Annotated in this window: 24 protein-coding genes; 12 read left to right on the forward strand and 12 right to left on the reverse strand. The window is 63.9% G+C overall.

The genetic code is table 11. The features are described from left to right. The first annotated feature begins 32 nt into the window (after nucleotides 1–32). Genes leuS through QYR03_RS08350 form a run of 4 tightly spaced genes read left to right on the forward strand, consistent with a single transcriptional unit; the run spans nucleotide 33 to nucleotide 4,196 of the window. A complete protein-coding gene (gene leuS, locus QYR03_RS08335; protein WP_301712653.1) occupies nucleotides 33–2,906 on the forward strand; it encodes a leucine--tRNA ligase in 2,874 nt (957 codons plus the stop codon). 3 nt (nucleotides 2,907–2,909) lie between these two features. Continuing rightward, complete coding sequence (locus QYR03_RS08340) at nucleotides 2,910–3,443, forward strand: VanZ family protein (protein ID WP_301712652.1); 534 nt, start codon at nucleotides 2,910–2,912, stop codon at nucleotides 3,441–3,443. 21 nt (nucleotides 3,444–3,464) lie between these two features. Beyond that, the gene (locus QYR03_RS08345) at nucleotides 3,465–3,827 is read left to right on the forward strand and encodes a YidH family protein (RefSeq protein WP_301712651.1); all 363 of its coding nucleotides are present in this window, start codon (nucleotides 3,465–3,467) and stop codon (nucleotides 3,825–3,827) included. 39 nt (nucleotides 3,828–3,866) lie between these two features. After that, nucleotides 3,867–4,196 (forward strand): DUF202 domain-containing protein, encoded by a 330-nt coding sequence (locus tag QYR03_RS08350; protein ID WP_259849401.1) that lies wholly within the window; start codon nucleotides 3,867–3,869, stop codon nucleotides 4,194–4,196. On the opposite strand, the gene QYR03_RS08355 is transcribed toward QYR03_RS08350, so the two are convergent. The 3 genes from QYR03_RS08355 to QYR03_RS08365 form a co-directional block, all read right to left on the reverse strand. Further along, nucleotides 4,193–5,497: a hypothetical protein gene (locus QYR03_RS08355; protein ID WP_301712650.1), complete on the reverse strand. Its 1,305-nt coding sequence runs from the start codon at nucleotides 5,495–5,497 to the stop codon at nucleotides 4,193–4,195. The two genes, QYR03_RS08350 and QYR03_RS08355, sit on opposite strands and share 4 nt — an antisense overlap. Nucleotides 5,498–5,559: 62 nt before the next feature. After that, on the reverse strand, nucleotides 5,560–6,159 hold the full coding sequence (locus tag QYR03_RS08360; RefSeq protein ID WP_259849405.1) for a hypothetical protein: 600 nt from the start codon (nucleotides 6,157–6,159) through the stop codon (nucleotides 5,560–5,562). Nucleotides 6,160–6,178: 19 nt separating this feature from the next. Beyond that, nucleotides 6,179–7,309, reverse strand: a complete 1,131-nt coding sequence (locus tag QYR03_RS08365) for an MFS transporter (protein ID WP_301712753.1) — start codon at nucleotides 7,307–7,309, stop codon at nucleotides 6,179–6,181. 163 nt (nucleotides 7,310–7,472) lie between these two features. On the opposite strand from QYR03_RS08365, the gene QYR03_RS08370 reads away from it, so the two are divergent. Further along, nucleotides 7,473–8,207 carry a TIGR02206 family membrane protein gene (locus QYR03_RS08370; protein ID WP_301712649.1) on the forward strand — a complete coding sequence of 245 codons (735 nt, stop codon included), beginning with the start codon at nucleotides 7,473–7,475 and terminating at the stop codon, nucleotides 8,205–8,207. Here QYR03_RS08370 and QYR03_RS08375 read toward each other — a convergent pair. From QYR03_RS08375 to QYR03_RS08385, 3 genes are read right to left on the reverse strand one after another with little or no spacing between them, the layout of a single operon-like run. Next, on the reverse strand, nucleotides 8,173–9,759 hold the full coding sequence (locus QYR03_RS08375; RefSeq protein ID WP_301712648.1) for a bifunctional ADP-dependent NAD(P)H-hydrate dehydratase/NAD(P)H-hydrate epimerase: 1,587 nt from the start codon (nucleotides 9,757–9,759) through the stop codon (nucleotides 8,173–8,175). The genes QYR03_RS08370 and QYR03_RS08375 overlap by 35 nt on opposite strands. 30 nt (nucleotides 9,760–9,789) lie before the next feature. Next, nucleotides 9,790–10,398, reverse strand: coding sequence for a response regulator transcription factor (locus QYR03_RS08380; protein ID WP_301712647.1), 609 nt, complete (start codon nucleotides 10,396–10,398; stop codon nucleotides 9,790–9,792). Further along, a complete protein-coding gene (locus QYR03_RS08385) occupies nucleotides 10,398–11,552 on the reverse strand; it encodes a histidine kinase (RefSeq protein ID WP_301712646.1) in 1,155 nt (384 codons plus the stop codon). Before QYR03_RS08385 ends, QYR03_RS08380 begins: the two co-directional genes overlap by 1 nt. Nucleotides 11,553–11,698: 146 nt before the next feature. On the opposite strand from QYR03_RS08385, the gene QYR03_RS08390 reads away from it, so the two are divergent. Together QYR03_RS08390 and QYR03_RS08395 are read left to right on the forward strand one after the other, a co-directional pair. Beyond that, nucleotides 11,699–12,688 carry an ABC transporter permease gene (locus QYR03_RS08390; protein ID WP_301712645.1) on the forward strand — a complete coding sequence of 330 codons (990 nt, stop codon included), beginning with the start codon at nucleotides 11,699–11,701 and terminating at the stop codon, nucleotides 12,686–12,688. Next, nucleotides 12,689–13,402 (forward strand): ABC transporter ATP-binding protein, encoded by a 714-nt coding sequence (locus QYR03_RS08395; protein WP_301712644.1) that lies wholly within the window; start codon nucleotides 12,689–12,691, stop codon nucleotides 13,400–13,402. It abuts the gene before it with no gap. A gap of 57 nt (nucleotides 13,403–13,459) precedes the next feature. Here the strand turns inward: QYR03_RS08395 and QYR03_RS08400 are convergent, their stop codons facing one another. From QYR03_RS08400 to aceA, 3 genes are all read right to left on the reverse strand, one after another. Continuing rightward, nucleotides 13,460–14,272 carry an Fpg/Nei family DNA glycosylase gene (locus QYR03_RS08400; RefSeq protein ID WP_301712643.1) on the reverse strand — a complete coding sequence of 271 codons (813 nt, stop codon included), beginning with the start codon at nucleotides 14,270–14,272 and terminating at the stop codon, nucleotides 13,460–13,462. A 23-nt stretch (nucleotides 14,273–14,295) separates the two neighbouring features. Then, on the reverse strand, nucleotides 14,296–14,793 hold the full coding sequence (gene rraA / locus QYR03_RS08405; RefSeq protein ID WP_301712642.1) for a ribonuclease E activity regulator RraA: 498 nt from the start codon (nucleotides 14,791–14,793) through the stop codon (nucleotides 14,296–14,298). A 184-nt stretch (nucleotides 14,794–14,977) separates the two neighbouring features. Further along, a complete protein-coding gene (gene aceA, locus QYR03_RS08410; RefSeq protein ID WP_259849435.1) occupies nucleotides 14,978–16,270 on the reverse strand; it encodes an isocitrate lyase in 1,293 nt (430 codons plus the stop codon). 479 nt (nucleotides 16,271–16,749) lie between these two features. Between aceA and QYR03_RS08415 the strand changes: the two genes are divergently transcribed. From QYR03_RS08415 to QYR03_RS08425, 3 genes are all read left to right on the forward strand, one after another. Beyond that, on the forward strand, nucleotides 16,750–18,954 hold the full coding sequence (locus QYR03_RS08415) for a malate synthase G (RefSeq protein ID WP_301712641.1): 2,205 nt from the start codon (nucleotides 16,750–16,752) through the stop codon (nucleotides 18,952–18,954). A gap of 142 nt (nucleotides 18,955–19,096) precedes the next feature. After that, nucleotides 19,097–20,590, forward strand: a complete 1,494-nt coding sequence (locus QYR03_RS08420; protein ID WP_301712640.1) for a DUF1846 domain-containing protein — start codon at nucleotides 19,097–19,099, stop codon at nucleotides 20,588–20,590. 11 nt (nucleotides 20,591–20,601) lie between these two features. Next, nucleotides 20,602–21,477, forward strand: coding sequence for a rhodanese-related sulfurtransferase (locus tag QYR03_RS08425; RefSeq protein WP_301712639.1), 876 nt, complete (start codon nucleotides 20,602–20,604; stop codon nucleotides 21,475–21,477). On the opposite strand, the gene QYR03_RS08430 is transcribed toward QYR03_RS08425, so the two are convergent. The 3 genes from QYR03_RS08430 to QYR03_RS08440 form a co-directional block, all read right to left on the reverse strand. Further along, the gene (locus QYR03_RS08430; RefSeq protein ID WP_301712638.1) at nucleotides 21,474–21,983 is read right to left on the reverse strand and encodes a hypothetical protein; all 510 of its coding nucleotides are present in this window, start codon (nucleotides 21,981–21,983) and stop codon (nucleotides 21,474–21,476) included. The two genes, QYR03_RS08425 and QYR03_RS08430, sit on opposite strands and share 4 nt — an antisense overlap. Nucleotides 21,984–22,061: 78 nt before the next feature. Continuing rightward, the gene (locus tag QYR03_RS08435) at nucleotides 22,062–23,024 is read right to left on the reverse strand and encodes a universal stress protein (RefSeq protein ID WP_301712637.1); all 963 of its coding nucleotides are present in this window, start codon (nucleotides 23,022–23,024) and stop codon (nucleotides 22,062–22,064) included. A gap of 119 nt (nucleotides 23,025–23,143) precedes the next feature. Beyond that, nucleotides 23,144–23,602 (reverse strand): MarR family winged helix-turn-helix transcriptional regulator, encoded by a 459-nt coding sequence (locus QYR03_RS08440; protein ID WP_259849452.1) that lies wholly within the window; start codon nucleotides 23,600–23,602, stop codon nucleotides 23,144–23,146. A 110-nt stretch (nucleotides 23,603–23,712) separates the two neighbouring features. Between QYR03_RS08440 and QYR03_RS08445 the strand changes: the two genes are divergently transcribed. After that, on the forward strand, nucleotides 23,713–24,117 hold the full coding sequence (locus QYR03_RS08445; RefSeq protein ID WP_259849454.1) for a DUF5318 domain-containing protein: 405 nt from the start codon (nucleotides 23,713–23,715) through the stop codon (nucleotides 24,115–24,117). Nucleotides 24,118–24,131: 14 nt separating this feature from the next. Then, nucleotides 24,132–26,501 (forward strand): transglycosylase domain-containing protein, encoded by a 2,370-nt coding sequence (locus QYR03_RS08450; RefSeq protein WP_301712636.1) that lies wholly within the window; start codon nucleotides 24,132–24,134, stop codon nucleotides 26,499–26,501. Nucleotides 26,502–26,574 lie beyond the last annotated feature (73 nt).

Consider the following 26,574-nt stretch of genomic DNA (forward strand, 5'->3'; position numbering starts at 1 on the left):
CTCGCCGGCGTGGCCTACTACACTGGCTAAGCATGACTAGCGCTACTGGACCGGCGTTCCGCTACTCGGCGGGCCTTGCCAACGAGATCGAACAAAAATGGCAGAAGTACTGGATCGACAACGGGACGTTCAACGCTCCGAACCCCGTCGGTCCCCTAGCGCCGTCGACGGGCGGGGACCCGCTTCGGGCAGACAAGCTCAACGTCCAGGACATGTTCCCCTACCCCTCAGGTGCGGGCCTGCATGTCGGCCACCCGTTGGGCTACATCGCCACGGACGTTTTCGCGCGCTACAACCGCATGCTGGGCAAGAACGTCCTGCACACCCTCGGCTATGACGCCTTCGGACTGCCGGCCGAGCAATACGCCATCCAGACGGGAACACACCCCCGCACAACGACGATGGCGAACATTGAGAACATGACCCGCCAGCTCGACGCTCTCGGCCTGGGTCACGACCGCCGGCGCTCCGTGGCCACGACGGACCCGGAGTTCTACAAGTGGACGCAGTGGATCTTCCTGCAGATCTTCAATTCCTGGTTCGACGAGGAGCAGCAGAAAGCCCGGCCGATCGCGGAATTGATCGACGAGCTGGAATCCGGTGAACGCACCACTAAAGACGGACGCGTCTACGGCGAGCTTGAGCCGGCAGAAAAGCAGCAAGCGGTCGATGAATTCCGTCTCGTCTACCTCTCCGACTCCATGGTCAACTGGTGCCCGGGCCTGGGTACGGTGCTCGCGAACGAGGAGGTCACCGCAGAGGGTCGCTCGGAGCGCGGCAACTACCCGGTCTTCCGTAAGCGCCTCCGCCAGTGGATGATGCGCATCACCGCCTATTCGGACCGCTTGCTCGACGACCTTGAACTGTTGGACTGGCCTGAGAAGGTCAAGGCCATGCAGCGCAATTGGATCGGCCGCTCCCGCGGTGCGGAGGTCACCTTCCAGGCGGTGGGCAACGACGGCGCTGAGCACGCGATCGACGTCTTCACTACCCGTCCGGACACTCTGTTCGGCGCGACCTTCATGGTTCTCGCGCCCGAGCACGACCTCGTCGATGGGCTCGTGGCGGAGGAGTACGCGGCGGACGTCGATAAGCGGTGGACCTACGGTGAGACGACGCCGAAGGAGGCTGTGGCGGCCTACAAGCGTGCGATCGCGGCGAAGTCCGACGTCGAGCGCCAGGAGAACAAGGAGAAGACCGGTGTCTTTCTCGGCGCGAACGCCACTAACCCCGTCAACGGGAAGCAAGTGCCGGTGTTCATCGCCGACTACGTGCTCACCGGCTACGGCACGGGCGCGGTCATGTCGGTGCCGGCGCACGACGAGCGCGACTACGAATTCGCAAAGGTTTTCGGCTTGCCCATCGTCCCCGTTCTCGATGGGGGAAATATTGAGGAAGCCGCGTATACGGAGGACGGTCCGCACATCAACTCGTCCAATGAAGACGGTCTGGACCTGAACGGTCTGGGCAAAGGCGAGGCGATCGAGAAGGCGATTGAGTGGATCGTCGATAAGCAAGCCGGCGTTGAGCGCATCCAGTACAAACTGCGCGATTGGCTGTTTGCCCGTCAGCGCTACTGGGGTGAGCCTTTCCCGATCGTGTACGACGAGAACGGCGTGGCGCACGCTCTGCCGGAATCCATGCTGCCGGTCGAGTTGCCGGAGGTGGAGGACTACAACCCGGTGTCCTTCGACCCAGACGACGCCGACTCGGAGCCCTCTCCCCCGCTGGCCAAGGCCACCGATTGGGTCAATGTGACGCTGGACCTCGGCGACGGCGAGAAGCAGTACACACGCGACACCAATGTGATGCCTCAGTGGGCGGGTTCTTCGTGGTACCAGCTGAGGTACATCGACCCGACGAATGCCGAGGTCTTCTGCGATATTGAGAACGAGCGCTATTGGACAGGCCCGCAGCCGGAGAAGCACGGCGCGAACGATCCGGGCGGCGTGGACCTCTATGTCGGCGGTGTCGAGCACGCAGTCTTGCACCTCCTGTACTCCCGTTTCTGGCACAAGGTGCTCTTCGACCTGGGTCACGTCACCTCCAAGGAGCCCTACCGCCGCCTGTACAACCAGGGCTACATCCAGGCGTACGCCTACACGGACTCGCGCGGAGTCTATGTCCCGGCCGCCGAGGTCGAGGAAAAGGAGGGAAAGTTCTTCCACAACGGCGAAAAGGTCAACCAGGAGTACGGCAAAATGGGCAAGTCCCTGAAGAATGCCGTGGCACCGGATGACATCGCGCGCGACTTCGGTGCAGATACGCTGCGTGTTTACGAGATGTCGATGGGTCCGCTGGACACGTCCCGCCCGTGGGCGACGAAGGATGTCGTCGGTGCGCACCGTTTCCTCCAGCGTCTGTGGCGCCTTGTCGTCGACGAAGAGACCGGGGAGGTCACCGTCACCGACGAGCCGATGAGCGACGACGACGCGAAGCAGCTTCACCGCACGATCGCCGGAGTGCGGGACGACTACGAGCACCTGCGCGATAACACGGTCGTGGCGAAGCTCATCGAGTACGTCAACTATCTGACCAAGGCTCGCGAGAGCAAGGACGGCGTGAATGTTTCACGTGAAACAGTGGAGCCGCTCGTCCAGATGGTCTCCCCCGTTGCGCCGCACATCGCCGAAGAGCTGTGGAAGCTGCTCGGGCACGACGACACGATCACATTCGAGGACTTCCCGACCTTCGATGAGAGCTTGCTTGTCGACGACACCGTGGAGATCCCCGTCCAGATCAACGGAAAGGTCCGCGCGCGCGTCGACGTTCCGGCTGAGGCGTCGAAGGATGAGATTGAGGGCATTGCGCTTGCCGACGAGCGCGTTGCCGGCCTCATTGAGGGAAAGAACGTGGTCAAGACCATTGTCGTGCCCAGCCGAATGGTGAACCTGGTGGTGAAGTAGCCGGTGCAGGGGAAACAGCGGGCCACCCGGGGAGCCGCCATCGGCGCTCTCTTCGCCTACTCGGGCGTAGTCGTCTCGCTGACGATGCTGAAGCAGTTCTTCCGCATCGGATACCTGTGGGACCCAGCGAAACAACCGTTTGTCGGGCACTCCTTCATTCCGTTCCACGAGGTGTTCACCGCGTCGTCGTGGTTCGGGCCGCTCTTCGGGTACTGCGGAAATTTGGCGTTCTTCGTGCCGGTCGGGTTGATGCTCTACATCATCTTCGACCGGGTGAAATGGGCGACAATCGTCGGCGGCCTCTTCAGCTTGGCGATTGAGGCGACCCAATTCTTCGCGCACCTGGGCTACACGGATATCGACGATTTCATAATGAACACCCTCGGCGCCTTCGTCGGCGCGACTATTGCGCGGTGGTGCGGGCCGAGACTCCACCGCCTGTGGATCACGTTGACATTCGCGGCTGTCGCAGTTTTCCTGGGCCTCGTCGCCGCAGGTGACAGTCTCGGAGACCCGAGCAAGGTGAAGCAGCTCTAGAGCGGCTCTAGACTGTGGGCTATGAGCGATCGTGGCTGGTTTACACGCACCGTGTTCCCGACGGGCAACGAGCCCGACCCGCGCTTCACACTCGCCAACGAACGCACTTTTCTAGCGTGGACGCGCACCGCGCTAGCTTTCCTAGCCGGAGGAATCGCCCTCGAGGCCTTCGCGCTCCCCGGTGTCGACGAGCGGTGGCGCACCGCCGCCTCTGTCGTCCTGATTCTCGTGGGCGCGGCTATTTCTCTCGGTTCGGCCATCCGGTGGGTGCGCATTGAGCGCTCCCTGCGGCACGATCGTCCCCTCCCCGCCCCCGGCATCGTCCCGGTCTTAGGGCTGGGAGTTGGTTTGGCCAGCATCGTGGTCCTCATAGCCCTGTTCTAGCGTCCAGTTCGTGTGCCTGTAAGCAAAGGAGGCTTCAAGATGGCTCGACCGTCCATTCCTGTAGCGGATGCCGGACTGCAGCCGGAGCGGACCGCTCTTGCATGGACGCGGACGGCATTGGCGATGATGGTCTGCTCACTCACGCTTCTGCGCTGGTCAGAGACCTATTCTTCGCTGGTGTTCGGAGCGATAGGCGTACTTGCGGTGCTCTCGTTGGTGATCATCGCCCGCAACCGGGCGGAGTACCGCTCCGAGGCGCGGGGGCTGAGCGACGAACGAGTCGACGCGAATGTTTTCGGGGTCTTCGCCGTCACGACCGGCATGACAGTTCTCGGAGGGCTAGGGCTGTACCTGGTGGTGAGCAGCTAGTCCAAGTCGAGGAGGATCGTCAGCACTCCCCTACCCGGTTCGGTGAGAACAGGTGCGGCTACAGGCGACGCCGGCTCATAAATACCGAGGGCAATGAGCAGATTCACGGTGAACACCGGATCTTTCGGCGGAGTGAGAAAGGCAGCGGGACCGCCGAGGCCAGCCACGTTCGCGGCCCATGTGAGAACGTGCTCGCCGTCGTCATCCTGGTTGACGGCGCAGAAGCGGAAGAACTCCTCCTCGAACATGTAGAGCACCGACTCGGCGTTCGTTGCCAGTTCGAGGGCCTCCTCGTTGGATTCGAGCATGCCGTCATGAGTGACGAGAAGGTCTGCGAACTGTAGGAAGGTGCGCAGGGCGCCGAGAGCGGGGACAGCTTCTTCGCGGTGGTTGCCGGGTCCTACGTCCAGGCTGAGGGTGTCGGCAAGCGAGCGCACGTCCGGCGAGCGCAACGTGCCTTTCGGTGTCAGGCGGATTGGTTCCGCGCAGTGGTAGATAAAAGCGCGGATATTGGCGACGATGCGCGTGAACGGGTAGAGGTTGTCCTCCATCAACGCCGGCGAATGGTCGGAGAAAAATTCGGATATGGCGGCGATCAGCGTCGGGTTCCGCTCCGGGTTTGGGTCAAGAGCGAGGATTTGCTGCAGGTCAGGGCGGGTCTCCATGAAAGAGTCGAATTCCTCGGACAGCTCCGGTGTGTGGGAGTCGTCAGAGACGCCGTCCTCAGGTTCGTCGAATACGGTCTCGGCGGTGAACGCAATGCGCTCGGCGACCGTGGTGTGGTCGGCGTGGGACAAGCGCTGAACGAGGCGTTCGGGACTCATCACCGGCATGAAGCTGAGCAAGAGCGGCGATACCTTCATGTCGGGGCCGAGACCGGAGGCGAGGCGGCGAGCTTCGGTGTGGAACGCCGTCATCAGGTCGGGGCCGCCGCAGGGTTCTACGACATCGGGACCCAAGGCGTCGATAAGCATGGGCGACGGCGACTCGATGTCCGAGACACCCAAGATCTCGAGCTTGATATTCCAGTTCGCCGCCGGGTCGTAGACGTACGTCATCGCGTCGATGTCGCCAAGAGTGAATTCGGATTCCTGGTGTTCCCCACCACTGGGATTCGCGGAGAAGACCGCGGTCTCTCCCCCGGTGCTGCCCATGTACAGGTGCGACGCGGTGCCAGTGAAGCCGAACGCGGCGTCGATAATGGGCGCGAATTCGCCCAGATGGACATCATCTTCGACGTTGATCAGCCGTGAGATCTCCGGGCGGGAGCCCTCCATGGTCATGAGCAGCGTGAGGATCATGGTTGCAAGTCTAGGGGCACAGGACTGTGGTTGCGCGCCGGAAACAGTGGAGAATGTCCACTTCAGTCGACGTTGGCTCCGAGCAGCAGCGCAACAGCAATGTCGTCTCCCGCGTTGATGATGTGGAGAGTCTTTTCGCCTTTATTGACAAAACCCATTGTCTCGGGAGCCAATGAAATATCCTCGAGGTACACGTCACCGCTGACGGCGAGAAGCGCATGCGCGAAATCATGGTCGACGACGAAGACGAATTCTTCGTGAGGGTCGATTCGTAATTCCGCACCGACGACACCGCCGGGAAGATCAGCCGGGGATGTCTTGCCGAAAAGGGAGCCGGCGAAGACACGGGCTTCGCCCGCCTTGGAAGTGTTGAATCCGGTCAGCGTGAACGCTTCCGGCTCAACTTTCTCAAATTCTGGGGTGAACCCATTGTCGTGCAGATCAATGCCTAACAAAACACTTTTACGCTCGGTGTTCACTGCGCCGGGGTAAAGAACGCCAGGGGCCTGGCCGTCGGAAAGCTCCCACGTGATCGCGGTTGCCCCTTCTCCGGGGAGGGTGCCCACAGAGTGCCATGCTCCGGGGCCTGTCGGGCTGCTCAACGGCAACGGGCGCACATCCACGTCTGCCGCACCTGGGCGGCGTTCCTCTGGGGTGGTCATGGGGCAAAGGCTACATGAGCTAACGCAGCAGCGGGCGGGCGCGCAGGCTCAACTCCACGGAGGCGAGGGCGCCGAGGACTGCGGTGATGAGGAGTGTGCCCGGCAAGAAGCCCGCGTCCACGGGCAAGGATCCGATCGCGGATCCGCTGGCGATGCCGACCTGGAACGTGACCACGTAGATTGACGAGGCGCGGTTTTGATTCGCGCTGCCCGCGAAGAGGAAGATCGTGGTGGCAACGGTGGGTAGGCCGCCGCCGGCCAGTCCGAGGAAACCGACGACGCCGACGGCGAGAGCTAAGCCGAGGGCGTAGGAACCGCCGCTGACAGCGAGTGCGAGCACGCCCGTGAGCCCCGCGAGCACGATGAGACCGGTGCCGAGGATGTTCATGCGGATCATGCGGCGGTCTGCACGCCGACCCGCTGCGATAACCCCGGCGATGCCGAACAGGCCGTAGGCGGCCAGACCCAAGGCGACGAACTGCTGCCCGGCCGTGTGCAGCAGGAAGAGGCCCAGGTAGGTGTACGTGCAGAACAGCGCCGTGATGACCAGTGCCAGGTAGAGCACCAGGGCAGGCAATGCCGAACGCTGCTGCTCCCCCTCCGGCCTGCCTTCCGGCGGTACCGCGGGCATGGAAGGGAGGAAGAACAGCAGCAAGGTGAATGCGAGAGCCACCAGAATTCCCAGCACCCACGTTGCCGTGCGCCAGCCCAGAGCGTTACCGATCAGCGTGGTCAGCGGCGAGCCGGCCACGAGCGCCATGGTGGAGCCGAGAGAGACCACGGCGACGGCTTTGCCTGTCATGCCCCGCGGCGCCAGGCGGGCGGCCATGGGGTTGACCAACGACCAGAACAGGCCGTGCGTCACAGCGGCGCAAATCCGCCCGGCGGCGAGCACCCAGTAATTGGCCGCGCTCGCCTGCAACGCGATGCCGCCGAGCAGGAAAACCAGGGTGGCCATGAACACCGGTTTCCGGTCGAACTTCCGGGTGACCTCCATCAGAGGGATAGTCACCACGGCGACGATGGTGGCGTAGGCAGTCATCAACAGGCCCACCTGGCCTTCGCTCACACCGAGGTCCCGGGCCATCGGGGTGATCAGACCGACCGAGAACATCTCGAAGGTCACGTACACGAAGGCCGCGAAGCCCATCGCGGAAAGCGGAATATACGGGAAAGGTCGCGCGGAATTGGTAGTCACACCGACACGCTAAACGGCTTTCGACCACGTTGCTAACAGAGCATTCAGTTTTCCATTCAAGTGTTCCGCTTAAGTGGTACAACTTTAGAAGATTCAGTCGCTAAACGGAGAAGTAATGCCCTATCAACCCGCACCGTGGACGTCGAAGCACACGGGCAAGACCTACCCCACGATCACGCAGTACGACCAGAAGCATCTGGTGCTCATGGTGTTTTTCATCATGCTCTGCGGGATCCTCGTGGTGGCGGTGAAGAGACTGCCAGGTTCGGTCGTGAAGGCCTCGCGCAAGGTGGCCGGGGCGATCATGGGCATCATCACCCTGGCGTACTACCTCTGGGTGCTCAATCCGAAGCGGCTCGTGTGGGATGAGACTGCTCCTTTCCACATCACCGACGCACTGCGCGTGATCACTCCCCTGGCACTGGGCACCGGCAACCCGACGGCGACGGCCATCAGCTACTACTGGGGCCTTTTCCTCAACCCGATGGCGCTGTTCTTCCCGGACATGGCGTTCGTCCAGGACAACAAGGTGCTGCAGGAGGTCGCCTACTGGTACTTCCACATGGCGGCCAGTGTCGTGCCGGTCGTGCTCACCTTCGGGCTGGGGTACCGTCCGAGCTGGAAAGACTGGCGCATGATCACGGGCGTGACCCTGGCATGGGGCGCATTCGCCGCGACGATGAACAAATTCACCGGCGGCAATTACATGTTCGTCGCCGACCACCCGCGCGGGTGGTCGCCGTTGAATCTCTTCGGGCGTTGGCCTTGGTACCTGGCCATTGTCGGCCCAGGCGTGATTGGCGTCTTCGCGCTGCTTACCGCTGTGTGGAAGCTGCCGGCAGACCGCTGAACTGGTGCAGCTTCGCCGTCGCGGCGGGCACGGCTTCCGCGATGGCAGAGGCGCGGGCGGGTGCGGGACCGAACGGGGTTTGGGATGCGAGTGCGCTAGCGACGGCGTGGATGACCACGGGCTGAGTATCACTCAGGAAGGCATCGTTACCCCAGCGTGCGACTGTCTGAGCGAGGTGCGCGCCGGTGATTCCGGAGAGCACGTCGCCGGAGCCGGGTGTGGCCGCCCACGAGGTGCCGGCATCGATGACGGAGTCCGCGGATTCGTGGCGGGGGTTGCACAGGACCGTGGTGCGCCCCTTGCGCAGAACCATGCAATTGAATGATTCGGCCACCGCGCGGGTCTCTGCCAGCCGGTCGGACTCGGCGATGCCCTCCGCGTTGCGGAGCCGGGCGAATTCGCCGTCGTGCGGGGTCAGCATCGTCTGAGCATTGCGATTACGGAGCAGATCACGCAGCTCGGGGTCGAGGGAGAGAAGGGTGAGGCCGTCGGCGTCGATAAGCAATGCCTCGTCGCGGCCGAGCAAATACGCGAGCTCGCTGCGCGCGATGCTGTCGGTGCCCGTGCCGGGGCCGAAGACCCACGCTTGGACGCGGCCGGCGTCTTCCAGATTGGGCGTGACGACGACCTCTGGCAGCGCCCGCACCACCTCGAGTGCCTGGGGGCCGGCGTAGCGGACCATCGACGGGGTGGCGTGCACGGCGCCTTTAACGCACAGGACCGCCGCGCCGGGATACGTGTCACTGCCAGCGCGGATGCCCACGACGCCGCCGGTGTACTTGTCGTCGTGGAAGCGTGGCTCCATATCCGGCACATTGGTCGCGCTGAGTTGTGCGAGGCCCTCGGGCCACTCGTGTTCATCGCTGACCGCGCGGTGGAGCATGGCGGGGGCAGCCAGCGGTGAGAGGTTATCGCTGATGGACCGGCCGTCGGCGAGGTGTGGGTCGGCGAGCAGCTGGATGCCGCACTCGGGGGCAAGACCGTGGGCCAGGCGCCAGCCGCCGAAAGTGACGGTGGCATCGGCGGTGACGTGGAACTCGCCCTTTTCGCCCGTGTCCGCATCGATGCCGGAGGGGACGTCGACGGCAAGCACGTGGGAGTACCAGTCGGCAAGGCCCTGAATGACGCGGCCGCTCTGCTCGTCGAGGCTGCCGGCGCCCCCAAGACCAGTGAGACCGTCAATGGCGAAGCGGTATTCGCGCACGTCGTCGGGTAATTCTGTGAGCACCGTGCCGCCGGCGTTGCGGAAGGCTTCCAGTGCCGGTTCGTGGGCGCTCCCCCACGCCAGCCACGCGTCGACGGTGTGGCCGGATAGGGCGAGCTCAGCACCGGCGTAGAGCGCGTCCCCGCCGTTTCCACCCTTGCCGACCAAGAGGAGTGTCTTCCGGTGTTGCTGGAAGTCCGCCAGGGGGTCGGGCCAGGCGAGCATCGCCTCGGCGGCTTCGAAGACGGCGTGGGCGGCGGACTTCATCAGCTCATCGGTGCTGACCTGAGCATCCAGCAGGGGTTTTTCGGCTGCGAGGATCTGTTCGGCTGTGTACGCGTAAACCATGCTTCCCACGGTAGTGGGACAAGCTGTGAGCTACTGGATGATGCGCTTCTGACGTGCCGCGGCGATGGCAGCGGTGCGGTTGTCCACCCCGAGCTTGCTGTAGATGTGCACCAGGTGAGTCTTCACTGTCGCGGCGGATATGAAGAGCTGGGCGGCGATATCCCGGTTGGAAGCGCCGGTGGCCAGGGCTTCGAGGATCTCGATCTCGCGGGCGCTGAGTGCCACATCGGGGCGGGTCAGGCGCTCCGCCAGCACGTTCGCCACCTGCGGGGACAAGGTGCGCTCGCCCTTCGCGGCGGCGAGGACCGCGGCCCGCAGATCCTCCTCGGGGGCGTCCTTGAGCACGTACCCCAGCGCGCCGGCCTCCATCGCGCCCACGACATCGGCCTGGGTGTCGTAGGTGGTCAGGATGAGCACTGGCGGACCGCCGGCCGCCTGCAGTCTTTGGGCCACCTCGATGCCATTCATCGTGGGCATCTGGATATCCGTCACCACGACGTCGACATCCTCGGGAAGGTCCTCGATGGCAGTGCCGTCGGAACCTTGGGCGACCACCTCGATTTGGCCGTCACTTTCCAGCACGGCGCGCAAGCCGGCGCGGACGACCGGGTGATCGTCGATAAGCATGATGCGGACCATCAGTCCTCCAGCGGGATTCGTGCCGCGAGCACGGTGCCGCGCGGCGAGCTTTCGAGTTCGAGCGTGCCCCCGACTTCGGCGACGCGGGCGCGCAGGCCGGTCAACCCGTGGCCCTCCGGGCGCTTGACACCACTGCCGTCGTCGAACACGTCCACGGTGGCGACAGTACCGAGTTTCTCCACCGTGACGACAGCTTTGTCCGCGTGGGAATGCCGCACGATGTTGCTGAGGCCCTCGCGCACGACACGCTCGACCACGTCGGCGGCCGCGCCCGTGATCTGGTCCGCGCTATTGGCGACCAGGGTGAGGTCAAACGGTGCGTCGACAGCTTTCTGCCTGCTGCGTGCCGACGCCGCCACTGCCTCCAGCCGCTCCCCCAGTGGAGCAGCCTCCGGCGAATTCGCGGCGACGAAGCGTCGGGCCTCCGCCAGATTCTCGCTGGCGGTGTCGACGATGGTGCACAGAATCTCCTGCGCCTTGCCCTTCCGCGCCGGGTCGCCCGACTCGAGGTGTCCCGCTGCTACGCGGCCGAACAGGACAATGCTGCTCAGCCCCTGCGCCATGGTGTCGTGCACCTCGCGCGCGAGACGCGTGCGCTCCTGCAGGGCGCCTGCCTGGTACTGGCTCTCCGCCAACTCCATCTGCGTGGCCTCGAGGCGCGCGGCAAGTTGCCGGTAGTGCTGCGCCTCCGCGCGCAGAGCCTGGTAGGCGAAGCTGGCTACCACCGCGACGAGGGTGCCGATGGTCGGACCGATGATGCCCGCAACGTCCGACTCCGGTGCCATGACGAACACCGTGAACGCCCCGGCCGCCAGTGAGACCAGGATCCCGACCGGCGCGGGCAGAAGGTAGCACGCCAGCATGACCAGCGGGAACTCCAGCCAGGCAAAGGTCGTGGACGACCACACCAACGCCATCCAGAGCGCGCCGACAACGGCGAGCCACGCCCAGCCGGCTGTGCGCGGGAATTCCTTGCCGCGGTGGTGCAGTACCGTTCCGGCGAGGTACAGCCCCGCGAAAACTGCGGCGAGGCAAATCGTCAGCGCCGGAACGCGCGAGTCCTGGATGCTGAACAAGCCCACGGCGAGCAGCACTGCGACGAGCACGTGCAGGCTGACACGGAAGAAAGCGAGGATACGGCTGGTGGTCTTCACAGCTACTCACCGTATAACGCAGGCCGGACCAACCTCCGCCGCACGCATTCACGCATTGGTGCACCCCCCAATCAACCGATCGGTTGACCGGTAAATCGCCCACTCACCCGATGTGCTTTGACCTGCGTAGACGTCAAAATAAGGTCATGTTTGTTGCACTGAGAGATTTGCTGAATGCCAAAGGGCGGTTCGGCCTTATCGCCGGCGTCGTCGCGCTGGTGACTTTCCTCGTGGTCATGCTCACCGGGCTCACCGCCGGACTGGGCAAGCAGAACACATCTGCGCTTGAAGCCTTGGACCCCGCCGCCGTGACCTTCGAGGACCCGGAGAACCCGTCCTACACCACCTCCCGCATCGCCCACGCCGATGAAGGAACTATCCCGCTGGGCACCGGTCAGACGCTGATGACGCGTGCTGACGGCTCGGAGGATTCTGTCGCTATCCTCGGCCTTCCTTCCGGCACCGAGCTGCCGACTGGGCAGGTCCTAGGCGACCACGCCATCGCGTCTGAGTCGCTGAAGCTTTCCGACGGCGAGTCCATCACTATCGGCGGTGCCCCCGTCACGGTGGATGCCCAGGCTCAAGACTTGTACTTCTCCCACTCCCCTGTGCTGTGGGTTCCGACTGAGACCTGGCAGGCCGCCATGCACACCGATGCAGTGGGCACGGTCGAGCTGTCGGAGAACAAGGACACTGCGCCGGAGGGTTCCACCTCTGTGTCGGGCTCCTTCTCCGCGCTTCCCGCATACTCGTCCGAGCAGGGCTCGCTGAAGATGATCCAGGGCTTCCTGTACCTGATTTCCGCCCTGGTCACCGTCGCCTTCCTGAGCGTGTGGACAGCACAGCGCACCCGCGACCTGTCCATCCTCAAAGCCATCGGCGCGTCCAACCGTTACCTGCTTAAGGACAGCATTGGTCAGGCGGCCGTCATCCTCGCTATCGGCGCGCTCATCGGCACCGCGGCCGCGGCTGGTCTGGGCCTTCTGGCCGCGAAGGCAGCTCCGTTCGTTCTCACTCCCGCCAGCGTCATCCTTCCGGCCGTGGCCATCTGGATCCTCGGCATGGGCGGCGCCGCACTCGCCACCCGTTCTATCTCCCGCGTTGACCCGCAACTCGCACTTGGAGGTGCAGCTTAAATGACTACCGCTACTGATCTCCGCGGCCCGTCCCAGTCCACCACCAGCGCCGTGCCTTCCCTGGCGATGAAGGATGTCACCGTCACCTTCCCCGACGGCGACGGCCGCATCACCGCGCTGGACAACGCCACCCTGTCCGCTGACCCGGGCACCGTCACGTTCGTCGTCGGCGCTTCCGGCTCCGGCAAGTCCACGCTGTTGTCCGCCGCCGCGGGCCTACTCACTCCCGATTCCGGCTCCGTCGAAGTGGCCGGCGAGCCGATCAGCGACGAGGTCCGCCTCAACCGCATCGGAATGGTCTTCCAGCAGCCGAACCTGATCGCCTCCCTCACCGTGCGCGACCAGCTGCTGGTCACCGAGCACATCCGCGGTGTGCGCGGCAAGGCGCTCAAGGAGAAGGCAGCCCACGCCGACCAGCTGCTCGAGCTCGTGGGACTCGCTGGCCTGGGCGACCGCCGCATGCAGCAGCTTTCCGGCGGGCAGCGCCAGCGCGTCGGCATCGCCCGCGCACTCATGGGCACACCGAGCCTCCTGCTTGCCGACGAGCCCACCGCCGCCTTGGACACCAACCGTTCCCAGGAGATCATCAAGCTACTCCGCAATGTCACCGAGGAACTGGGGCCGGCTTGCCTCATCGTCACCCACGAGACCGAGTTGATCGGCGACGGCGACCGCGTCATCGAGGTCTCCGACGGCCACGTGCGCCAGGGCTAGCCTCAGACGAGCGTCGCCCAGCGCCCCCGCCGCCTGCGGGGTATTTGGCTTGTTCGACTACTGGCAGCCGGGGCACCAGTACAGCTTGCGGCCCTCGACCACCTTCGTCTCGATCGGGGTGCCGCAGACATAGCAGGGGTCGGCGGCGCGGCGGTAGACGTAGACTTCGCCGCCGTGATCGTCCTTGCGGGGGGCACGTCCCATGGCCTCGGGAGTGTGCTCGGGACGCACAGTGTCGATGCGGCCGTGTTCAACGCCGTACGCCATCAGCTCGGAGAGATCGGTCCAGATGGCGTCGAATTGGCTGTGGTCGAGCTGGTTGCCCGGCAGCACAGGGTCGATTCCGTGCCGGAACAGGACTTCAGCACGGTAGATATTGCCCACGCCGGCGAAGAGCTTCTGGTCCATCAGCTGGGAGCCGATTCCGCGCTTCGAGCGGTGCACGCATTCCCACAGAGCCTCGGGCGGGTGCACGTCGACGATGGGGTCGAAGCCGGACTTATCGACGATCGCAGCCGCCTCCCCTTCCGTCATCAACTCGCATTTCTGCGGGCCGCGCAGGTTCGCGGCTGTCTCACCGTTGGAGATGTGCAGCCGCATCTGGCCCCACTCCTCCTCCGCGGGTTCAAAGCGGAGTGAGCCGATCAGCCCCAGGTGGATGTACACGGTGTGGTCGTGTCCGGTCTGTTCATTTCGGAAGGAGATGAACAGGTGCTTGCCGTGGGCGGTGGCGCGGGTGAGAAGGGAGCCGTCGATAAGCGCCGCCTCTTCCGCGAACCTGCCTTGCGGGCTGGTCACCTCCACCGGGCCCGAGCGGAAGTCTGCGTTGAGGGTGCGGGCGAGGCGGTGGAGAACGTGACCTTCAGGCATTCCTCCAGGTTACAAGGGAGGTTCTATTTCGGTTCGACGGGGGATTCGGAGACGACGACACCGTCGGAATCGGCGTAGACGTACTGGCCGGGCACGAAGTCGACTCCGCCGAGGCGCAGGACGATATTCTCCTCGCCCACGGCGTCCTTTTTCGACTTGCGCGGGTTCGTGCCCAACGCCTTGCAGCCGAAGTTCATCGTGGCCACTTCGGCGGAGTCGCGGATCGGGCCGTTGATGATCACGCCGGCCCAGCCGTTCTCCACGCCGGCCGCGGCGATCATGTCGCCCATGAGGGCGGTGTGCATGCTGCCGTGGCCGTCGACGACGAGCACCTTGCCCTCCCCCGGCGAATTCAGCGTCTTTTTGACCAGGCCGTTGTCCTGGAAGCAGGAGATGGTGTGGATCTCACCGCAGAACTCCGTGTTGCCGCCGAGGTCGCGGAACTGGATGTCGCAGCTGCGCACTTCGGTGTCGTGGATGTCGGCGATGTCGGCGGTGGCAATGAACTGGATGTCGGCCATGGTCACTCCTCGGTGTCTGGAAGTTTGGGTGTCTGGTGTTGATTAATGATGTTCAGCTGGATGTTTGGCCCGAGTCTACGTGGCGGACGGAGGCCCGGTGCGGGAACGAGAAAGGGACCTGCGCGGGGCAGGTCCCTTGGCTCTTCATCTGTTAGCCGGGGTTAGCCGGCTGCGGCAGTCCTATTTAGAACTGGCCCTCCTCGGTGGAGCCCTTCAGGGCGGTGGTGGAGGAGTTCGGGTCGACGGTGGTGGCGACGCGGTCGAAGTAGCCTGCGCCGACCTCGCGCTGGTGCTTCACAGCGGTGAAGCCGCGCTCGGAAGCAGCCTTGAACTCGCGGTTCTGCAGGTCGACGAACGCCGGCATGCCCTCGCGAGCGTAGCCGTGAGCCAGGTCGAACATGGAGTAGTTGAGGGCGTGGAAGCCAGCCAGGGTGATGAACTGGAACACGAAGCCCATTTTGCCCAGCTCCTTCTGGAACTTGGCGATCTCTTCCTCGTCCAGGTGGGAAGCCCAGTTGAAGGACGGGGAGCAGTTGTAGGCCAGGAGCTGGTCCGGGAACTCCTCGTGGACGCCGTCGGCGAACTTCTTCGCCAGCTCGAGGTCCGGAGTACCGGTCTCCATCCAGATCAGGTCGGCGTACGGAGCGTAGGACTTCGCACGGTCGATGCAAGGCTCGACGCCGTTCTTGACGTAGTAGTAGCCCTCAGCGGAACGCTCACCGGTCAGGAACTTCGCGTCGCGCTCGTCGACGTCCGAGGTCAGCAGGGTTGCGGCCTCAGCGTCGGTACGGCCGATGACGACGGTCGGGACGTTGAGAACGTCAGCTGCCAGACGGGCAGAGGACAGGGTGCGGATGTGCTGCTGGGTCGGGATGAGGACCTTGCCGCCCAGGTGGCCGCACTTCTTCTCGGAAGCGAGCTGGTCCTCCCAGTGGGTACCAGCGGCACCGGCCTGGATCATTGCACGCTGCAGCTCGTAGACGTTGAGGGCGCCACCGAAGCCGGCCTCGCCGTCAGCGACGATCGGGACGAGCCAGTTGTCCACGGAGGTGTCACCTTCGACGCGGGAGACCTGGTCTGCGCGGGTCAGAGCGTTGTTGATGCGGCGCACAACGTTCGGGACGGAGTTAGCCGGGTACAGGGACTGGTCCGGGTAGGTGTTGCCGGAGAGGTTTGCGTCACCTGCGACCTGCCAGCCGGAGAGGTAGACAGCCTGCAGGCCAGCACGCACCTGCTGCACAGCCTGGTTACCGGTCAGGGCGCCCAGAGCGTGGATGTAGGAACCGTCACCCTTGGTGATGCCTTCCCAGAGGATCTCGGAACCGCGACGTGCGAGGGTCTGCTCCTCGACGACGGTGCCCTGCAGCTCAGCGACCTGCTCTGCGGTGTAATCGCGGGTCACGCCCTTCCAGCGGGGGTTCTCGTCCCAGTCCTTCTGGATTTCCTGAGCAGTACGAGCCTGTCCAGTGGTGGTCATAGTGCTTGTCCCCTTTCAGTGGGTGTGTGATGGAAGACTCTCACAACAATAAAGTGAAGTGAGCCACGCTCTTGCGTTCATGTTCAGTATTCCCAAGCGTCATGCGAAACGTCAACAGTGACCCGTTTCACGCTGGTTTAAGGGGGTGAGTTGACTGGCCTGAGTCCGCCCCTACGGGCGGGGATGTCCCCCCGAAACGTGGGGGCGTCGATAAGCGGAAAGCCCTTAATCCTGCACGAATGATTATTTCACCCTGAAAGTGCGGCAAGCCCTGAGCGGGCATGAGGGGGCACGGTGATTCACGATTTCGGGGGTAGTTCCGCGCCCCGGTAACGCGAAAGTTAACCACTGGTGACCGTAATCACTTAACCTTGCCAGCAACGTCCACCTAACACTGACACATGAATGTGGTGTGGTGCGCGCATTGGCCCCACTAGACTGGAGTCATACATTTCAACAGGCTGAAAGGATCTCATTCGATGACTACGCCGCAATTCGAGGACCGCACCGAGCGCGTTGAGGCCGCAGGGCTGCAGGTCGCCCGACCGCTCTACGATTTTGTGACGGAGAAGCTTCTGCCGGAGATCGACATCGACGCCGAGAAGTTCTGGGCTGACACCGCTTCCTATTTCGCGGACCTGACTCCGAAGAATAAGGCGCTGCTCGCCCGCCGCGACGAGCTGCAGGAGCAGATGGACCAGTACTACCGCGAGAACCCGGGCCAGCCCGATCCGGCCGCGCACGAGGAGTATCTGCGTTCCATCGGCTATCTGGTGGACCAGCCGCTCGATGGCGCGATTCGCACGGAGAACGTCGACGCGGAATTCGCCGACGTCGCGGGGCCGCAGCTGGTCGTTCCCATCACCAACGCCCGTTTTGCCATCAACGCAGCTAACGCGCGTTACGGTTCGCTTTACGACGCGCTGTACGGCACCGATGTCATCCCCACTGACGGTGGGGCCGAGCCGGGCAAGGGCTACAACCCGGTCCGCGGCGACCGCGTTATCGAGTGGGCTCGCACCTTCCTCGATGAGGCTGTCCCGCTCGAGGGCGCATCCCACGCCGATGTCGACTCTTACGAGGTCACTGAAGACGGCGCCCTGAAGATCACCGCCGGGGGCAATGAGGTCGCGCTGAAGAACCCGGAGGCTTACCTCGGTTACCAGGGCGACAAGAACGATCCGTCCGGCATCGTGCTGCGCAACAACAACCTGCACCTGATCATCCAGATCGACCGCGAGCACCCGGTGGGCAAGACCGACCGCGCCGGCGTCGCCGACGTCCTGCTGGAGTCCGCGGTCTCCGCGATCATGGACTTCGAGGACTCCGCAGCGGCTGTCGACGGCACTGATAAGGCCGCCGCGTACGAGACCTGGTTCGGTCTGAACAAGGGCGATATTTCCGAGACGGTGACAAAGGGCGACAAGAGCTTTGAGCGCACCCAGGTCGATGACCTCGTCTACACCACCAAGGACGGTGCCGAGGAGACGCTGCACGGCCGCGCGATGATGCTGTGCCGCAACGTCGGCCACCTGATGACTAACCCGGCGATCCTCGTCGACGGCGAAGAGGTGCCGGAAGGCCTGCTTGACGGCTTGATCACGGTAGCCGCCGCGATCCCGGGCCTGCGCGAGGACAACCCGCACCGCAACTCCCGCACCGGGTCGATGTACATCGTGAAGCCGAAGCAGCACGGTCCGGAGGAGGTCGCCTTCACCAACGAGATCTTCGACCGTGTGGAGGAAATCCTGGGCCTGCCGAAGAACACCGTCAAGGTGGGCGTCATGGACGAGGAGCGCCGCACCTCCGTGAACCTGGATGCCTGCATCATGGAAGCCGCCGAGCGCCTCGTGTTCATCAACACCGGCTTCCTGGACCGTACCGGCGACGAGATCCACACCTCCATGCACGCCGGCCCGATGGTGCGCAAGGCGGATATGCAGACCGCGCCGTGGAAGCAGGCCTACGAGAACCACAATGTCGACGCAGGTCTCGCGCACGATCTTCCGGGCCGCGCCCAGATCGGTAAGGGCATGTGGGCAGAGACCGAGCACATGGCCAAGATGCTGGAGAAGAAGATCGGCCAGCCGCGCGAGGGCGCCAACACCGCGTGGGTCCCCTCCCCGACCGGTGCGACGCTGCACGTCACCCACTACCACCAGGTCGACGTCCACGAGGTGCAGGACGAGCTGCGCGCGGCGGGCCGCCGCGATTCCTTGAAGGACCTGCTCACCGTTCCGGTCAACACCGCGGGCGACAACTGGTCCGACGAGGAGAAGGCCGAGGAGCTGGACAACAACTGCCAGTCCATCTTGGGCTACGTGGTCCGTTGGGTCGAGCAGGGCGTGGGCTGCTCCAAGGTGCCGGACATCCACGATGTGGACCTGATGGAGGACCGCGCTACTCTGCGCATTTCTTCCCAGATCCTGGCCAACTGGATCCTTCACGGCGTGGTCACCGAGCAACAGGTCCTCGACTCCCTCGAGCGCATGGCGGTCAAGGTCGACGAGCAGAACGCCGGCGACCCGAACTACCTGCCGATGGCCAAGGACTACGACAAGTCCATCGGCTTTCAGGCGGCGAAGGACCTCATCTTCAAGGGCACCGAGTCCCCGGCCGGATACACCGAGCCGATCCTGCACGCCAAGCGCCGCGAGTTCAAGGCGGCTCACGGTCTCGCTTAGGAGTCTGACCAGGTAGAAAGCCGACAGTAAGCAGAGAAGGCAAGCGCACCGCACCCGGGTTTCCGGGCGTGGTGCGCTTCCTTATGGGGTCAGGCGGGCGTATTCTCGCAAGGTATCCAAGCGAAGGAGCACGGGGAACATAGTGGTGTACAGCATCGGTTTTGACCGCGAGAAATATATTGAAATGCAGTCGGCGCACATTTCGGAGCGCCGCAAAGAAATCGGCGGAAAGCTCTACCTCGAGATGGGTGGCAAGCTTTTCGACGACCACCACGCCTCCCGCGTTCTGCCGGGCTTCACGCCCGACAATAAGATCGCGATGCTGGAGCGCATCAAGGAAGAGGTGGAGATCATTGTCTGCGTCGGCGCCGGGGACCTCGTGCGCCAGAAGGTGCGCGCGGATCTGGGCATCACGTACGAAGACGAGGTTTTGCGGCTTATCGACGTCTTCCGTGAGCGCGGATTCCTCGTCGACAACGTGGTGATCACCCAGTACGAAAAGGGCTCCGAGCAGGCTGATGCGTTCCGGGACAAACTGGAGAGCCTCGGTGTCACCGTGAGCCTGCACCACGTCATCCCGGGTTATCCGAACGACATCTCCACGATCGTTTCCGAGCAGGGCTTCGGCCGCAACGACTATGTTGAGACCTCCCGCGATGTCGTGGTGATGACCGCGCCCGGCCCGGGTTCCGGCAAGCTCGCCACGTGCCTGAGCCAGGTCTACTTGGACAATCAGCGTGGAATCCAGGCGGGGTACGCCAAATTCGAGACCTTCCCCATCTGGAACCTGCCTTTGTCGCACCCGGTGAACTTGGCGTACGAGGCCGCGACAGTGGACCTCGACGACATCAATGTCATCGATCAATACCACTTGGCCGCCTACGGTGAGCAAGTTTCCTCCTACAACCGGGACATCGACGTCTTCCCGCTGCTCAAGGCGCTGCTGCGTGAGGCCACGGGCACCGAGCCCTACCAGTCCCCCACGGACATGGGCGTGAACATGGCCGGCTACTGCATTTCTGACGATGAGGCGTGCCGGTACGCGGCGAATCAAGAGATCATCCGCCGTTTCCTGGCCGCGCAGGTGGACGCGCGCCGGGGTGATGCAGCCCCCGATGATCCGGACCGCGCCGCGAACGTCATGCGGAAGGCCGGGCTGAAGGTCGGGGACCGTCCGGTGGTCGGTCCCGCTCTGGCCGTCGCGGAACGCACCGGCAACCCGGGTGCAGCGCTTGAACTGCCGGACGGCGAGATTGTCACAGGCAAGACCTCCGACCTGCTGGGGCCGTCGGCGGCTGTGCTGCTCAACGCGCTGAAGAAGCTCGCCGGCATCGACGACGAAGTGCACTTGCTCTCGCCCGATTCCATCGAACCGATCCAGACGCTGAAGACGCGCTACCTGGGGTCCCGGAACCCGCGCCTGCACACCGACGAGGTGCTCATCGCTCTGTCGGCATCCGCATCGGCGGACAACAACGCGCGGCTCGCTCTCGAGCAGCTGCAGTCCCTGCGCGGATGCGATGCCCACATCACCACCATCCTCGGTTCGGTCGATGAGGGCATCTTCCGCTCGCTCGGCGTGCTGGCCACGACGGAGCCCGAGTACTGGCGAAAGGCGCTCTACCACCGGCGGTAGACTGGGTATCCATGCCCAGCAAAATTCTGCTCTACTACCAGTTCCGCCCGATCCCGGACCCTGAAGCGGTCCGTCTGTGGCAGCGAGACCTGTGTGAGGGGCTCGGGCTCAACGGCCGCATCATCATCTCCCCCGACGGGATCAACGGCACCGTCGGCGGCGACATGGATGCCTGCAAGGCGTACGTGCGCAAGACCAAGGAGTATTTCCGCGGGATCGAGTTCAAGTGGTCCGAAGGCGGAGCCGACGATTTTCCGAAGCTCAGCGTGAAGGTGCGCGACGAGATCGTCTCTTTCGGCACGCCGGAGGAATTGCGTGTCGACGACCGCGGTGTCGTCGGCGGCGGCACCCACCTCTCGCCGGAGCAGGTCAACGAGCTGGCGGCCAGCCGCGACGACGTGGTTTTCTTCGACGGGCGCAACGCTTACGAGGCTGAGATCGGAAAGTTCAAGAACGCCGTCGTGCCGGACGTGAACACCACCCACGACTTCATTTCGGAGCTCGAATCCGGCAAGTACGACTGGATGAAGGACAAACCGGTCATCTCCTACTGCACCGGTGGCATCCGTTGCGAGATCCTGTCGTCGTTGATGATCAACCGCGGGTTCGAAGAGGTCTACCAGATTGATGGCGGCATCGTCCGCTACGGTGAGAAATTCGGTAATCAGGGCCTGTGGGAAGGTTCACTCTACGTCTTCGACAAACGCATGCACACCGAATTCGGCCCCGAGAGCGACGAGGACTTCGTCCAAGTCGGCCACTGCGTGCACTGCGGTGAAGCATCGAACCAGCACTACAACTGCGCCAATGAGCCTCACTGCCGGCAGCAGTACGTCAGCTGCGAGGCGTGCCGGGAGAAAACGCCTTATTGCCCCGCCTGCAGCTAGACGCTGCCGCGGGCGAGCATTCCCACGGTGACGATCAGCCAGGCCATGGTGAACGGCACCAGCGGCAACCAGAACACGCCCATCCAGGGCACCCAGCGCTCATAGCGGTTCAGCTTGCGCACCATGATCACCGCACAGCCGAGCAGGGCCACCACCGGCGGGATGGAGGAGACCACCGCCCACGTGGTGCGCCAGCCGTTGCTGCATAGCCACGCCGCCTTGCCCGCATCGCACAGCGGACCCCCTGCCATTCGGGCAATGAGCGCCAGCACTCCTCCGACCAGCAGCGTGACCGCAACGGACGCTGCCCCGTAGATGATGGCCTGGCGCGTGGAGGCGCGGTTCCGCTCGTTGAGCTCCACCGGATCGGGCTGGTCCGCGAGCTCGTCGAAATCGCGCGGCTCCGGCGGCACCTTGTTGTAGTAGTCGGTGCCGCCGTGCAGGTCGTTCTCCGGGTGCTCGGGAGTGTCGCGGCGTAAACCCGCTCGTGGATCGTGGGTGGACATGACTGCCAGTCTATCCCCGCCGCGGAACGCTCCCCCGCGGGTGCGGGCACCGATACGGCTGTAGGTGCGGGCAAAAGGCTACGGGAAAATGACCACCGGCACAGGCGCGTGGGCGAGGAAGTCCTCGGTGCGGGCGTTGGTGAGCACGCGGGCGCGCTCTGTCGGCTGCGAGTCGAGGAAGAGGATGTCGCCCTTCTTCCACTTTTGGGAGTCCACCACGCGCTTCCAGCCGTCGCCGGAACTGACGCAGGTCTCCACCTCGAAATTCTTCGGCTCCGGAATACCTAGTGTTGCGGCGGTGTCGCTGACGCAGTCGCGGGCGCGGTCGAGCAGGGCGAGGGAGGATTCGTTCCATTCGTCGATAAGCGGCGCGTCCGCCTCGAATTCCGCCTCGTAGCTGTAGGTCTCCCTCGGGGAGAAGGCCATGATGCGCAGGTCGACGTCGAGAAGCATGGCCACCGTCGCCGCCACCTTCATGCCGCGTATGGACGCTTCTTTGCGGTCCTCGAGGAAGACGTAGTTGACGCGGGTGATGCCCTTCTTCGACAGCTTGACCGCGCGCGGCGCCAAGCCGACGGAAACCGGCGAATAATGCATCATCGCATCGGCTGTCGAGGTGGCCAAAAAACGGCCTTTCTTTGCTTTCGACTTCGAGCCGAGCAAGATGAGGTCCGCCTGAAATTCCCGGGCCTCGGCGGAAATGAGCTCGTGGCGCGGTGAGCCGTCGCGGAATACCGCCCAATCCTTGTCCCAGGCTTCGCGCGGAACCTGGTCCTTGAGCGTGGAGCGGATCGCGGAGCGGCGCTTATTTTCGGTCTGCTTGAACCACTTCTTGAATTTCTTGCTTTTCTTGCCGCGCAATGAGGTCCACGGGCGCGGCGCGGTGCTGACCACGCGGATCGAGCACGGTGCGGTGCGCGCGAGCCACGAGGCGAAGTCGAGTGCTTCCTCGCCCGACTGGTCCCACCCCACGAGGATGCGTAAAGGACGCTCCTCGCCGACATGCGGGAGGAGCTCCGGAGTAAGGGGGTAATTATTCATGTGGCGCGCGTGTTACGAGAAGACCAACAAAACTTTAATTTTTCGTTGGCAATTTTATAACGGAAAACGCGGTGCGGACAATTCACCCTTAAACCACCGAGGGTCCGTGCGGGATGGAGCTATTCGATATTGCCGGTGTTGTAGGACGTCGCTAGTGCGGCCAGCGCCGGGGTGGCCTCCTTGAGCTGCTGAAGGGAGTCCGCGTCGAGGGTGGCTACCATCTCGGCGACATAGCGCGTGCGCTCATCGGCGACGCGGTTGTGCTCTTCGATGCCCTTGTCGGTGATCTCCACCTTCACCCCGCGGCGGTCCGTTTCGTCGCGGACACGGCGCACAAGGTCACGCTGCTCGAGCTGGTGCAGAGTGTTCGAGGCGGTGGGCATGCGGATACCCTCCTCCTGAGCGAGTTGGCTAATACGCATCGGGCCCTTCTCAATGAGGCGCTCCATGATGGAAAGCTGCGGGCCCGTAATATCCGATTGCTCGGAGATGCGGAAATAAGCGACATAAAGCTTTGTTAAAAATGGACGGATCTCGCGCGCGACTTCGTACGCATCCTCAGTTGGATCTTGTGACATGGCACTAAGTGTAGTTGTTAACCACAGAAATTAAGAAGCTGGATCGAATTTTCCACCATAGAACTATTGTCCAGCTCCGCGGACATGCGTCAGCGAGTACGCTGGTTGCGATGTTTCAACAGATTCATTCCGTGTCCCACGAGTGGGAACGGCGCGCCGCTCTGCGCGAATTTCGCGCGGGAAAGAAGAGCCGCGAGGAGGTGTGCGACGCCGACTTCCTACTCCGCGCCGCCGCGGAGCATCACGGGGTGGACTCCGGGCGCGACTGCCCCATTTGCGGCACACCGATGCGCAACGTCTTCTGGGTCTACGGGGACAACCTGGGCCGGCGCTCCGGGTCGGCCCGCGGCGGGCAGGAAATCGCGGAGCTTATCGACGAAGTTGGCCCGTTCACCGTCCACACCGTCGAAGTATGCGGCTTCTGCCGCTGGAACCATCTTTTGCTCACCGCCGAGGCCGTTCCGGTTCAGTCATTCAGCGCCGGAGGAAGTACTCTATCTAGAGGAATCGAGTAGGCAGGAATACTTCATTGGCACGAGAAACTGACTCCGGCAGCGGTCCGGGCAAGAAGCCCGCTGCACCGCGCCACGACACAGCGAAGAACACGTCGCAGAACACCTCCAGCCCCAAAAACCGCAAGGACGACAGTCCGAGCGGCAAAGGCAAGACATTGGCGAAGGGCGACAAGGGCGATAAGGACGCGAAGGCCACGAAGGGCTCGAGCGCGACGGCGAAAAAGAAGAAGAGCCGGAAGGGCCAGTGGCTGGCCGCTTTCGTGCTGGCTCTCGTCCTCATCATGGCGGTGCCGCTGGCAATCTTCGGTGTGAAGTACAGCCAAGCGGACCTGCCTGAGCCGGGCGAGATCGAGACGGCGCAGGTGTCCACCATCTTCGCCAACGACGGCACGACCCAGCTCGCCCGCATTGTCCCCGCCGAGGGCAACCGCGAGCAGATCCCGCTCGACGAAGTGCCCAAACACGTGCAGGACGCCGTTCTCGCCGCCGAGGACCGCGACTTCTGGGAGAACTCGGGCTTCTCCTTCACTGGCTTCGGCCGCGCGCTGCTCGGCCAGATCACGGGAGACTCCTCCGCCGGCGGCGGCTCCACGATCACCCAGCAGTACGTCAAGAACACGATTGTGGGCAACGAGCGTTCCTACCAGCGCAAGTTCAACGAGCTGGTCTACTCGATCAAGATGACCCGCAATTGGTCGAAGGAAGAAATCCTCGCCGGTTACCTGAACACCATCTACTTCGGCCGCAACGCGTACGGGATCCAGGCCGCGGCCAACGCCTACTTCAATAAGCCCGCCTCTGAGCTCACCATCGAGGAAGGCGCGGTGCTGGCCAGCCTCATTCAGTTGCCTAGCCAGCTGGATCCGTGGAACAACGAGCAGGATTCCATGAACCGCTGGAACTACGTGCTCGACGGCATGGTGCAGATGGGAGCGATCACGCCGGAGCAGCGCGCCGGGGCCAAATTCCCGGACACGCGCGACCCGCAGACCTACTCCGCCTACACCGAGGCGACCGGCCCCAACGGCCTGATCAAGAACCAGGTCATCGCGGAGCTGGCCCAAGTGGGTATCAGTGAGGCCGACGTGACCAACCGCGGCCTGCAGATCACCACCACGATCGACCAGTCCACCCAGGACCAGGTGCTCAAAACCTCCGAGGAGCAGATGAGTCTCCTCCAGGAGGATGCCCGCACCGGTGTCGTCGCCATGGACCCGGCCACCGGTGCCATCAAGGGCTACTACGGCGGTGACGATCCCAGCGGCTGGGACTACGCGAACGCAGGTCTGCAGACTGGGTCCTCGTTCAAGATCTTCGGTCTCGCGGCGGCACTCCAGCAGGGCATCCCGTTGTCGGCCTACTACGATTCCGGCCCCGTCACCGTGGGCGACAGGACCATCAACAACGACTCCGGTGTCAGCGGTGGCGTGACCACCCTGGCGGATGCGCTGAAGAATTCCTACAACACCTCGTTCATCCGCATGCAGTCCGATTTGGACAACGGCGCACAGGATACGGCCGACATGGCGCATGCTCTGGGTGTGGCCCGCGAGCTGCCGAATATCCCACACACGTTGACGGAGAACGGCGAGATGCCTTACGACGGCATCATCCTGGGCCAGTACCAGTCCCGCGTGCTGGACATGGCCACCGGCGTGGCCACCCTGATCAACCGCGGTGTCTGGCACCCGCCGCACTTCGTCGACCGGGTCACCACGGCCGACGGCGAGGTACTCTACGAATTCGATCCGGAGTACAAGGAACGCCGCGTGAACAGCCAAGTCGCAGACAACGTGGTTGAGGCGATGCAGCCGATCGCCGGGTGGTCTAACAAGTCCCTGGCGGGCGGCCGGCCCTCCATCGCCAAGACCGGTACTGCCCAGATGGGCGACACCGGCAACAACAAGGACGCCTGGATGGTCGGCGGCACCCCGCAGCTTGCTGTCGCTGTGTGGGTGGGCACCGCGGACAACACCTCCCCCATCTTCAACCAGTGGGGCGGCAACATGTACGGCTCCATGTCGCCGGGCGCGATCTGGAAGGGTGTGCTCGACGGTGTGCTCGAAGGCCAGGACTACGAGGAGTTCCCGCAGGCGAAGCCGATCAACTGGGGGATCAACCCCTACTCCGGCGGCAAGTACGGCGGCGGCACGTCGCCGAGCTACCAGAGTTACGGCTACGACTACAGCCAGCAACAGCCGGCAGAGTCGCAGAACTCCCAGGTGCCGGAAGCTTCCGCTCCGGCAGCGGAGGCTCCGGCACCCGCGCCGGCGCCGGCACCCGCACCCGCGCCGGCTCCCGCCCCGGCACCCGCACCCGAACCGCCGGCCCAGCGCCAGCCCGAGGTGGATATCGGCGGCCTGATCGACGAATTGGTCGAATAACGTGACCACGAAGCAGCGGGTATCCCGCCCCGGCGGTGCGCGTTGGCCGGACCCGGCCGATCGTATCCAGCCC

The organism is Corynebacterium sp. P4-C1, from assembly GCF_030503595.1.
In the GTDB taxonomy this organism is placed as follows: Bacteria; Actinomycetota; Actinomycetes; order Mycobacteriales; family Mycobacteriaceae; genus Corynebacterium.

What these genes read in the sequence shown, in the direction of transcription:
- leuS (WP_301712653.1), top strand. Translation starts at nt 33, where the DNA reads ATGACTAGCGCTACTGGACCGGCGTTCCGCTACTCGGCGGGCCTTGCC.
- QYR03_RS08345 (WP_301712651.1), top strand. Translation starts at nt 3,465, where the DNA reads ATGAGCGATCGTGGCTGGTTTACACGCACCGTGTTCCCGACGGGCAAC.
- QYR03_RS08350 (WP_259849401.1), top strand. Translation starts at nt 3,867, where the DNA reads ATGGCTCGACCGTCCATTCCTGTAGCGGATGCCGGACTGCAGCCGGAG.
- QYR03_RS08355 (WP_301712650.1), bottom strand. Translation starts at nt 5,497, where the DNA reads ATGATCCTCACGCTGCTCATGACCATGGAGGGCTCCCGCCCGGAGATC.
- QYR03_RS08360 (WP_259849405.1), bottom strand. Translation starts at nt 6,159, where the DNA reads ATGACCACCCCAGAGGAACGCCGCCCAGGTGCGGCAGACGTGGATGTG.
- QYR03_RS08365 (WP_301712753.1), bottom strand. Translation starts at nt 7,309, where the DNA reads ATGGGCTTCGCGGCCTTCGTGTACGTGACCTTCGAGATGTTCTCGGTC.
- QYR03_RS08370 (WP_301712649.1), top strand. Translation starts at nt 7,473, where the DNA reads ATGCCCTATCAACCCGCACCGTGGACGTCGAAGCACACGGGCAAGACC.
- QYR03_RS08375 (WP_301712648.1), bottom strand. Translation starts at nt 9,759, where the DNA reads ATGGTTTACGCGTACACAGCCGAACAGATCCTCGCAGCCGAAAAACCC.
- QYR03_RS08380 (WP_301712647.1), bottom strand. Translation starts at nt 10,398, where the DNA reads ATGGTCCGCATCATGCTTATCGACGATCACCCGGTCGTCCGCGCCGGC.
- QYR03_RS08390 (WP_301712645.1), top strand. Translation starts at nt 11,699, where the DNA reads ATGTTTGTTGCACTGAGAGATTTGCTGAATGCCAAAGGGCGGTTCGGC.
- QYR03_RS08395 (WP_301712644.1), top strand. Translation starts at nt 12,689, where the DNA reads ATGACTACCGCTACTGATCTCCGCGGCCCGTCCCAGTCCACCACCAGC.
- QYR03_RS08400 (WP_301712643.1), bottom strand. Translation starts at nt 14,272, where the DNA reads ATGCCTGAAGGTCACGTTCTCCACCGCCTCGCCCGCACCCTCAACGCA.
- rraA (WP_301712642.1), bottom strand. Translation starts at nt 14,793, where the DNA reads ATGGCCGACATCCAGTTCATTGCCACCGCCGACATCGCCGACATCCAC.
- aceA (WP_259849435.1), bottom strand. Translation starts at nt 16,270, where the DNA reads ATGACCACCACTGGACAGGCTCGTACTGCTCAGGAAATCCAGAAGGAC.
- QYR03_RS08415 (WP_301712641.1), top strand. Translation starts at nt 16,750, where the DNA reads ATGACTACGCCGCAATTCGAGGACCGCACCGAGCGCGTTGAGGCCGCA.
- QYR03_RS08425 (WP_301712639.1), top strand. Translation starts at nt 20,602, where the DNA reads ATGCCCAGCAAAATTCTGCTCTACTACCAGTTCCGCCCGATCCCGGAC.
- QYR03_RS08430 (WP_301712638.1), bottom strand. Translation starts at nt 21,983, where the DNA reads ATGTCCACCCACGATCCACGAGCGGGTTTACGCCGCGACACTCCCGAG.
- QYR03_RS08435 (WP_301712637.1), bottom strand. Translation starts at nt 23,024, where the DNA reads ATGAATAATTACCCCCTTACTCCGGAGCTCCTCCCGCATGTCGGCGAG.
- QYR03_RS08440 (WP_259849452.1), bottom strand. Translation starts at nt 23,602, where the DNA reads ATGTCACAAGATCCAACTGAGGATGCGTACGAAGTCGCGCGCGAGATC.
- QYR03_RS08445 (WP_259849454.1), top strand. Translation starts at nt 23,713, where the DNA reads ATGTTTCAACAGATTCATTCCGTGTCCCACGAGTGGGAACGGCGCGCC.